This is a genomic window from Sulfurovum sp. bin170 (assembly GCF_010892395.1).
GTDB lineage: Bacteria > Campylobacterota > Campylobacteria > Campylobacterales > Sulfurovaceae > UBA1140.
Genome location: NZ_JAACKB010000388.1, coordinates 1 through 6,275, shown reverse-complemented (window position 1 = coordinate 6,275; position 6,275 = coordinate 1). Strand labels below are relative to the sequence as shown.

Genomic DNA, 6,275 nt, shown 5'->3' with positions numbered 1-6,275 from the left:
AAATCGGTGTTTACCAATGCTCCAACAGGACATACAGCTGCCGCCTCACCAAGTGACGCGTAGTTTTTATCCTTTTTGACATTGATAATCTTAGACGCATATCCACCAGACTCAACTTGTAGAGCCTCATCACCTGTAATCTCGGTCGAAACCTTAACACACTTCTCACACATGATACACAGAGCTTCATCATATGAGACAAAACCCCAATTCTCAACAGGTTTATGAATATCCCTAGTGGTGAAATTCTGCTCATCAAGACCAAACTCAATGGTCTTATTCTGAAGGTCACACTCTCCACTCTTATCACATACACCACACTCTAGTGGGTGGTTGACATTATAGAGTTTCATAATGTTCTTTCGCTCATGGTAGAGTTCAGAGTTTTGGGTCTGAATCACAGCCCCATCGGTTGCTCTCTCTTGACAAGAGAGAATCATACCCTCCACACCCTCGACATTGACCACACACATACGACATGACGCGATAGGTTTTACCTTGGTAAGATAACACATAGTAGGGATATAAATCCCATTCTCTCTAGCAATCTGCAAAATCGTCTGACCAAACTTAGCTTGACACGATTTACCATCAATAGTTACAGTTATAATTTTACCCATTACAATGCCACCATCGATATGTAGTAACATCGCATACATCGCTCTGCTTCACTTATCGCCTCTGCACCTGTAAATCCAAGGTTTACCTCTTGATTATTAGTTTTTCTCTCGTCAACATCAAGCTTCTCACTCTCTTCTCTTGGAAGATTTGGCATCCAACCTGTGACCTTCTCTTTTTTGTTATAGACCTTGAGTCTTGAGAGATGGTCTTCCATAATCTCATTATCTGTTAGAGTAAGTTTTCCACCATTATAGAGATAACGACTCATTACAGAAGCAGCTCGTTTGGCTTGACCCACTGCATTAACAATGGTCATCGGTCCATACTCACAGTCACCTGCAGCAAAAACACCCTCTTTTGAGGTCATATAGTCCTTACCATTGGTCATAATAGAAGACCAAGAGGTCATCTTCATCTCCCACTCCTCTGGTAGAATCTGCAAATCAAGAGATTGAGAAACAGCAGGAATCAGATAGTCAATATCTATATAGAAGTCACCATCTTCCTGTTTTATCAGTTGCGCCCGTCCACCATTAGGGTCAGGTACAAGGTCAAACTTGTTTACTTTGAGTTTGGTAAGCTTCTCTCCATCATCATAAATCTCTTCTATTGATGAGTGGAAGATAAACTCAACGCCCTCTTCAACAGACTCATGATACTCTTCGTAGGTTGTGTTTCGGATAATGGTTTTCTCATCTCGTCTGTAGAGCATAATGACTTTTTTAGCACCCTCACGAATAGAACATCTCACGACATCCATAGAGGTGAACCCTCCACCAACACAAACTACAACTTTATCGTTTAGCTCATTGGAAGCAGGAGACCCTATATCGTATTTATGCCACAAGTTAACCTTGTCAAGCATCTCAATCGCACCCCAATAACCATCCTTGCTTGGGTCTTCATTCTTCGCACGAACTTTCTTAGAGAGTCTAGCTCCAAAACCAAGGAAAGTGGCATCATACTCAGCCTCTATCTCTTTTAGTCTATCAGCCGTTACTCTATGGTTATTTGTAATTGATACAGCATCCATCTCTAGTACCAAATCAATATCTCTGTTGTACTTGTCGATTGGCATCCGATACTCTGGAACACCAACCGCAACTTCACCACCATTGACAGGTAGTTCTTCAAAGATGTCAACCTTGATACCCTCTAGTGCCAAGTAGTAAGCCACTGTTAAACCAGCAGGCCCCGCACCAATGACAGCTACCTTTTTACCATCATTTCGTAGAGGTTTAGGAGTCACTGGATGGAACCACTCCATCTGATGGTCAGTCTCATAGTCAGCACCAATTCTCTTAAGCTCCATAATGGATATAGGCTCATCAAGATTGGCTCTTCTACAAGCATCTTCACAAGGGTGAGGACAGACTCGACCACAGGTGTGAGCTAGTGGCATGGTTTGACGAGTTGAGACTAACGAATCTGCAAATGTCATATCTCTAACACCCTCAATGTATGCAGGAATATCAACATGTGCAGGACACAAATCGGTACATGGTGCTGTTACTTTTGCGATATATGAGGTATCACCACCATAGTGTTTTGATGGTACTTGACCATCAATACAAGCATCAAACTGCTCTTTATAATGCTCCATCAAATCTAAAATAGGTTTGGGAACTGTCTTCCCAATTTCACACTTAGAGGTGACCATCATCGTCTGACCAATCTCCTTTAGGTGTGCAATATCGTCATGACTTCCCTCGCCCCTAGCTATCTTGTCGAGTAAATCATAGAGGATTTTTCCTCCCCACTTACCAGGTGCACACCGTCCACACGCTTCAGAATACTCTTGGTACTGTGCTGCGTAGTGGTTCGCCAACTCAACTGCGTCTATATCTTCATCAAAGATGGCAACACCATCCCATCCGATAAACGCTTTTGAGTCTCGCTCTCCATGATAAGTCTCTGGGAGTTTAAATCCAGACTTACTCCACTCATCAGGTGACTTATCGCGGTTGTCGATAAGCTCACCTTGCCAAGTAGAGAACAGTAGTTTTGACATTAGTCAGCCTTCTCTTCAGCCAATTTAGCCACTTTTTCAGCGGCCTCTTTCCGTTCTGCTTTTGTCTTATCATCAACTTTTTTCATAACAAGCGTCCAGTCAACCTCATTAAACTTCATAGAGTTCATAAGGTCATGCCCCATATCTTTTACAAAATCAGCCGACTTCTGAATAGAGGAGAAGTCTCCAACTTCAAATAGAAAAATACCTACTTCACCATCTTTGAGTCCGCCATCTATAAGCTCACCCATTCGGTCATAGAAGTTATCTCGTAAATGTCTTAAATCATATCTTTGCATTGTTTTCCTCCGTGGCTACACTTCGTTCCGACCATTACGGTTCCGAAGCTAAAAACTTGAAACTGTTCAACTTTTTTTACGCTTCTCATCGATCAACCTCACCAAATACAATATTGGTGGTACTAATCATCGTTACAACATCAGGAATATAACCCCCAAGTAACATCTTTTGCAAATATCCAGTATGATAGAAACTAGGTGCTCTAATCTTCAACCTGTAAGCATACGGCTCACCCTCTGACTTGATATAGAACCCAAGCTCACCTTTTGGTGACTCTGTTGCTACATATACTTCACCTTTTGGTGGTCTCATACCTTGAGTTACAAGCACAAAGTGTTGCATCAAAGCGTAGTTTTGAGTCATAATCTCCTCTTTTGGAGCGGAGATATATTGTGGTGCATGTGCCATTAACTGAGGTTCAGTATCATCATACATAGGGATAAGCTGACGCAAAATTCTTGTCGATTGCTTCATCTCCTCAATATAGATTCGATACCGACCATAGGAGTCATTTGTATCAGAGACAGGAATATCAAAATCTAACTCTGGATAGAGTTCATAAGGCTCCTCTTTTCTAATATCATAAGGAATCCCAGAACCTCTAAGCATTGGTCCTGTACAACCCCATGATAGAGCCTCTTCTGGTGGAACAATTCCCACATCTTCCAGACGCATTTTCCAAATTCTATTCTCTGTCAAAAGTGCCTCATATGTAATCTCTATCTCTTCATCTAGCTTATCACAAAATGCTCTAACATTTTTCATCCAGTCTGATGGAATATCAAGAGGAACTCCACCGATTCTAACAGCAGAGTGAGTAAGTCTCGCCCCACAGTAGTCCTCCATCAAATCCATTGCGAATTCACGCTCACGGAAAGCATAAAGGAATACTGACATCGCCCCAATATCCAACGCATGAGTAGCGATAAAGAAGAGGTGAGAGATAATTCTGTTAATCTCCAAAAGCATTGTTCTAATAACCTGAGCTCGTCTTGGTGCTTCAATTCCAAGCAGTTTCTCAACAGCTAGAGCATAACCGTAGTTATTTGAAGTTGACGCAATATAATCAAGTCTGTCCGTTGTTGGCAAAAATTCATTATAGGTCATATTCTCTGCCATCTTCTCCACACCACGGTGCAGATACCCAATATCTGGATAGGCATTGACTACCTGCTCACCATCAAGCTCCAAAACCAGTCGTAACTGTCCGTGTGCTGATGGGTGCTGTGGACCGAAGTTGATAACCATTGTATTGTCTTCTCGTTCAAAATTGAGATTTTCAAAAAATGGTGATAGTTTGTTTGGTTGTTGCATACTCTACCTCCTACTTTCGTTTGTCTAACTGTTTTTGAGACTTATTGTAGTTTACAAGAACTGTCTGGCTATACTCAATCTTCGTCTCTGGCTCACCCTGTGATATATCAGCATCAAATGGAACCTCTCTACCAACTCGTGAGAATCGCTTGGTATCATATCTCTCAATTCTAGCAGGGTCTCTGTTCTCTGGTCCAATTGCCTCTCTGGCATCTTTTCCAAAGATTTTATCCACCTCATACCATGAAGCAAACTCATCTCCTATTAATGGATAGGTTTTCAAGAGAGGATGACCTTCCCAATCGTCAGGCATAATGATTCTCTTTAGGAATGGATGGTTATTGACATAGATTCCAAAGAGGTCAAACATCTCTCTCTCTGCAAAGTTAGCAGAGTTAAAGAGTGGCTCAACAGACTCAATCGCCTCATTCTCTTTGATTCTACAAACTAGTCTCATTCTTTTTGCACTTTTGAGGTTCAACATCTGATAAAAAATCTCAAACTCACCATCTTGTGCCAAATAGTCAACGGCTGAAATCTCTGAACACATAGCATATCCACACTCATTTTTTAGTGTCTCAATAGCTTTGAAATTATCTTTTGCATTCACCTCAACAATCATTTGACCGATTTGAATAGAAGCCTCTTTTATCTCAACTTTAGCTTTTAGAATTTTTAGTTGAGGTGCAAAAAACTCATCCTCTTCCACAGCCAATCGTGGAACCTGTGGAACCACATGGTATCTATCTGTATAGTAAGACTGCTTCTGAACATTCCCTTTTGGTACATATTTTCTCATTATATTAACCTTAAGTTTTGTTTTTTATTCTTGTTCATATTGGCAGATTCTCGTCTAATCTTGGTCTGCAACATCATCAACGCATACTGCAAAGTCTCTGGTCTTGGAGCACACCCTGGTAGATAGATATCAACAGGAATGATTCTGTCAACCCCTTGAACCGTTGCATAGGTATTAAACATACCACCTGTATTTGCACAACTTCCCATAGAGATAACCCATTTTGGCTCTGTCATCTGGTCATATAATCGTCTAGCAAACTCCGAGTGTTTTTTCGATAGCGTTCCAGCCAATATCATAACATCTGATTGCCGTGGAGAGGCTCTAAAGATAGTACCAAATCTATCAAAGTCATATCGGCTACCACCTGCTGCCATCATCTCAATTGCACAACAGGCAAGTCCATAAGTCAAAGGCCAAAGCGAGTTGCTTCGACCCCAGTTAATTAGATGGTCAGCGGTTGTCAATGCTATCGGCAATCCTGCCGCCGAGGCGTAATTTACTTGATGCTGTGCCATTCAAGTGCTCCTTTTTTCCATGCGTATATAAATCCAATTGTCAAGAGTAGGATAAAGAGAATCATCTCTACAAACCCGAACCAACCAAGCAGTTTAAAGTCGATTGCCCAAGGGAACATAAAGATAATCTCCACATCAAACAGAATAAACAGAAGTGCTATCAAATAGAACTGTGTAGAGATGGTATTGGGTTGTTTGGTTACCTCTGGTCCACATTCGTAGATAGATAGCTTCAGTTTCTCCGTATCAAGCCTAGCCATTCTTCGACTTATAAATCGTTGCAGTATAAGTGTCGCGTTAAAGGCAACCACTGTAAGGACAAATAAGACGAAAATACCTAAATAGGGGTGATTATTAATCACATGAGTCATTAGAACTCCTTTGTTTAAGATATTATTCTATGTCACAAATTTTCACACTATAAAATGAAAAAAGGAAGAATATTAGGGTAATATTAGCAGAAAAGTTATTAAAGAGATTGTGTAGTTATTGTGCTTTAGGGGGATAAAAATGCTTTGTAACTAAGTGTTACAGTAGATAGTATATTGATAACTGAAAACTATTAAAAATATAAGTAAATTGCAGATAGAATTAAGTAGTAATCCTATCTATTTAAGTGTAGAGAATGCTTTCTTAAAATCTAAGCTTAAATCATAAGTAAAAGATACAGGCTTAATTAAAAAAGCAAGTGATGCTCTATTATAGATGTTTT

At 40.4% G+C, this 6,275-nt stretch carries 7 protein-coding genes; all 7 read right to left on the bottom strand.

All coding sequences use genetic code 11. The features are described 5' to 3' along the window. Positions 1-620, bottom strand: a 620-nt coding sequence (locus tag GSY74_RS09210) for a 2Fe-2S iron-sulfur cluster-binding protein (RefSeq protein ID WP_188108712.1), incomplete at its 3' end; no start/stop codon positions are given. After that, complete coding sequence (locus GSY74_RS09205) at positions 620-2,632, bottom strand: FAD-dependent oxidoreductase (RefSeq protein WP_164664809.1); 2,013 nt, start codon at positions 2,630-2,632, stop codon at positions 620-622. The genes GSY74_RS09205 and GSY74_RS09210, both read right to left, overlap by 1 nt. After that, positions 2,632-2,931, bottom strand: a complete 300-nt coding sequence (locus GSY74_RS09200) for an NADH-ubiquinone oxidoreductase subunit E family protein (RefSeq protein WP_164664808.1) — start codon at positions 2,929-2,931, stop codon at positions 2,632-2,634. Before GSY74_RS09200 ends, GSY74_RS09205 begins: the two co-directional genes overlap by 1 nt. Positions 2,932-3,016: 85 nt before the next feature. Continuing rightward, entirely contained in the window at positions 3,017-4,246 is a 1,230-nt protein-coding gene (nuoD, locus tag GSY74_RS09195; protein WP_164664807.1) for an NADH dehydrogenase (quinone) subunit D, read from the bottom strand. Positions 4,247-4,256: 10 nt separating this feature from the next. After that, the gene (locus GSY74_RS09190; protein WP_164664806.1) at positions 4,257-5,045 is read right to left on the bottom strand and encodes an NADH-quinone oxidoreductase subunit C; all 789 of its coding nucleotides are present in this window, start codon (positions 5,043-5,045) and stop codon (positions 4,257-4,259) included. After that, the gene (locus GSY74_RS09185) at positions 5,045-5,563 is read right to left on the bottom strand and encodes an NADH-quinone oxidoreductase subunit B family protein (protein ID WP_164664805.1); all 519 of its coding nucleotides are present in this window, start codon (positions 5,561-5,563) and stop codon (positions 5,045-5,047) included. The genes GSY74_RS09190 and GSY74_RS09185 overlap by 1 nt, the downstream gene beginning before the upstream one ends. Further along, positions 5,545-5,934, bottom strand: coding sequence for an NAD(P)H-quinone oxidoreductase subunit 3 (locus GSY74_RS09180; protein WP_164664804.1), 390 nt, complete (start codon positions 5,932-5,934; stop codon positions 5,545-5,547). The genes GSY74_RS09185 and GSY74_RS09180 overlap by 19 nt, the downstream gene beginning before the upstream one ends. Positions 5,935-6,275 lie beyond the last annotated feature (341 nt).

Coding starts and splice junctions, on each gene's coding strand:
- GSY74_RS09190 (WP_164664806.1), bottom strand. CDS start 5,045: ATGAGAAAATATGTACCAAAAGGGAATGTTCAGAAGCAGTCTTACTAT.
- GSY74_RS09185 (WP_164664805.1), bottom strand. CDS start 5,563: ATGGCACAGCATCAAGTAAATTACGCCTCGGCGGCAGGATTGCCGATA.
- GSY74_RS09200 (WP_164664808.1), bottom strand. CDS start 2,931: ATGCAAAGATATGATTTAAGACATTTACGAGATAACTTCTATGACCGA.
- nuoD (WP_164664807.1), bottom strand. CDS start 4,246: ATGCAACAACCAAACAAACTATCACCATTTTTTGAAAATCTCAATTTT.
- GSY74_RS09205 (WP_164664809.1), bottom strand. CDS start 2,632: ATGTCAAAACTACTGTTCTCTACTTGGCAAGGTGAGCTTATCGACAAC.
- GSY74_RS09180 (WP_164664804.1), bottom strand. CDS start 5,934: ATGACTCATGTGATTAATAATCACCCCTATTTAGGTATTTTCGTCTTA.